Below are 1,974 nucleotides of genomic sequence, written 5' to 3' on the forward strand. Positions count from 1 at the left end.
GGGGCCGGCGGGACCCGGGGGCGGGCTCAGGCCTTCTTCCGCTCCGCCGCCCGCTCGATCTCGGCGAGCATGTCGCGCGGGAACCAGAGGCTGCTCGCGCCCGCCAGGGCGACGGCCGCCGCCCCGACCAGCACCGGCACGATGCCGACCCGGGAGGCCAGCCACCCGCCGACGAAGGCGCCGACGGGCAGGGTGGCGGTCAGCACGGCCTGGAGGAAGGCGTTCACGCGGCCCAGCAAGTGGGCGGGGGTGACGAGTTGGCGTCCCGTGGTCATGGCGATCGACCAGACGGTGGCCAGCAGTCCGAACAGCAGCTGGTACAGCACCAGGACCGGGAAGGGCAGCCCCAGGGAGGCCGCCGGGATGAGGAAGAGGGCGGCCCCCGCGCCCACGGCGCACAGCCGGATGGCCCGGGCCATGCCCAGCGAACGGGTGACGGAGGTCGCGGCCAGCACACCGGAGCCCATCCCGACGGCGTACGCGGCGTAGACGGCGCCGAGCTGCCACGGGGGCAGCTGCAGTTCCCGGTCGGCGTACAGGACGAACAGGCCGCCGCCGGCCCCGCCGCCCAGGTTGAGTCCGGCCGCGGCCAGGGCCTGGCGGCGCAGCAGGGTCTCGCGCCGGATGACCGCCAGGCCTTCCCGGAGGGCTTCGAGGCGGGAGCGCGCGCCGCTGCCCGCGTTCGCCGGCCGGTTCAGGGAGGTCGGCAGCGCGAGGAACAGGGCCCCGCCGACGAGGTAGGCGGCGCACTCGACCAGCAGCGCCGGGGCCGGGTCGATCACGCTGATCAGGAGGCCGCCGAGCGCGGGCCCGCCGATCAGGCCGATGGTCCGGGCGCCGGTGAGCGAGGAGTTGGCCGGCAGCAGGCGTTCCGCGGGCACCACGCGGGGCAGACAGGACTGCAGCGCGACGCTCTGGGCGGAGTTCAGCGCCCCGGAGGCGGCGGCCGCGGCGAACAGGTGCGGCCAGGTCAGGCCGTCCAGCGCGGCCGCGAGCGGCACGCTGCCGATGGCGGGGACCTGTAGCCAGGACAGCGAGACCAGCATCCGCCGCAGTCGGGCCCGGTCGACGGCGACGCCGATGAGGGGGCTGAGCAGGACGCCGGGCAGGTAGGTCATCGCCATCAGCGCCGAGGCGCCCAGCGGGCCGGCGTGCAGGTGGGCGATGGCCAGCAGCGGCAGTGCCAGCGCGGTGACCTGGCGTCCCACCGAGCTGGTCATCTGCTCCGTGACCAGCAGCAGCAGCGGACGGTGCCGGCGCAGTGGCACGGATTCCGGGGCCGGGGGCGGGGTCGCGGGCGGGCCGGACTCCGCGGGTACGGACGACTCCTCGGCCGTGGAAGATCCCATGTATCAGACTCCTGTGTCGGGCACGGTCCAGTGGCGGATGCGTGGAGGCAGTGTCACCGCCCAGCCCCGCGTGACGAGCACGAGGCCTTCGGACGCCAGGACGGACACGGCCTCACGGCCCGTACTGCTGAGGTCGTCCAGGGCGGTGGGGGTCAGGCAGGCCCGGAAGGTGGCCACCAGGTCGGGGTGGTCGAGCGCGAAGCGGGCCGAGGCGTCCGGGTCCCGGCGGTCCCTGACCTGGAGGAAGCCCGGTCCCTGCCGGTAGTAGAACCGCCCGTACGCGTAGGCGGAGCGCCACTCGGCCAGGGCGGGTCCGGCCTCCGCGGCCCCGGCGGGCTCGGCGGTCCCGGGGGCCTGCGGGGAGGGCGGCGGCAGGTGGTGCAGGTGGTGGAGGGCGAAGTCGGCGGCGGAGGGGTCCCGCAGCGCCGGGTCGTCCGGGGCCAGGGACCACCGCACCGGGAGCACGTGGCTCTGGCACTCGCGCAGCAGCCGGACGGCCTCGGCGGCGGGCCGCCCGCCCCCGCCGAGGGTCCGGGCCATATGGACAAGGGAGTCTTTGTGTCCGCGTTCTCCAACGGCGACGTCTTCGTCGGCGAAACCCTCGGCACCGCCGCCCTGATACTCC

The 1,974-nt window shown here is 75.6% G+C and carries 2 protein-coding genes; both read right to left on the minus strand.

The annotated features are described in order from the left end of the window. Window positions 1–26: 26 nt before the first annotated feature. Entirely contained in the window at window positions 27–1,349 is a 1,323-nt protein-coding gene (locus tag ACIQOV_RS39340) for an MFS transporter (RefSeq protein ID WP_359912541.1), read from the minus strand. 3 nt (window positions 1,350–1,352) lie between these two features. Next, window positions 1,353–1,889 (minus strand): DUF5825 family protein, encoded by a 537-nt coding sequence (locus tag ACIQOV_RS39345; RefSeq protein WP_401055689.1) that lies wholly within the window; start codon window positions 1,887–1,889, stop codon window positions 1,353–1,355. Between the last annotated feature and the right edge of the window lie 85 nt (window positions 1,890–1,974).

Origin of the sequence: Kitasatospora sp. NPDC091257 (assembly GCF_044757675.1) — a bacterium.
GTDB lineage: Bacteria > Actinomycetota > Actinomycetes > Streptomycetales > Streptomycetaceae > Kitasatospora > Kitasatospora lactacystinica.

Coding starts and splice junctions, on each gene's coding strand:
- ACIQOV_RS39340 (WP_359912541.1), bottom strand. CDS start 1,349: ATGGGATCTTCCACGGCCGAGGAGTCGTCCGTACCCGCGGAGTCCGGC.
- ACIQOV_RS39345 (WP_401055689.1), bottom strand. CDS start 1,889: ATGGCCCGGACCCTCGGCGGGGGCGGGCGGCCCGCCGCCGAGGCCGTC.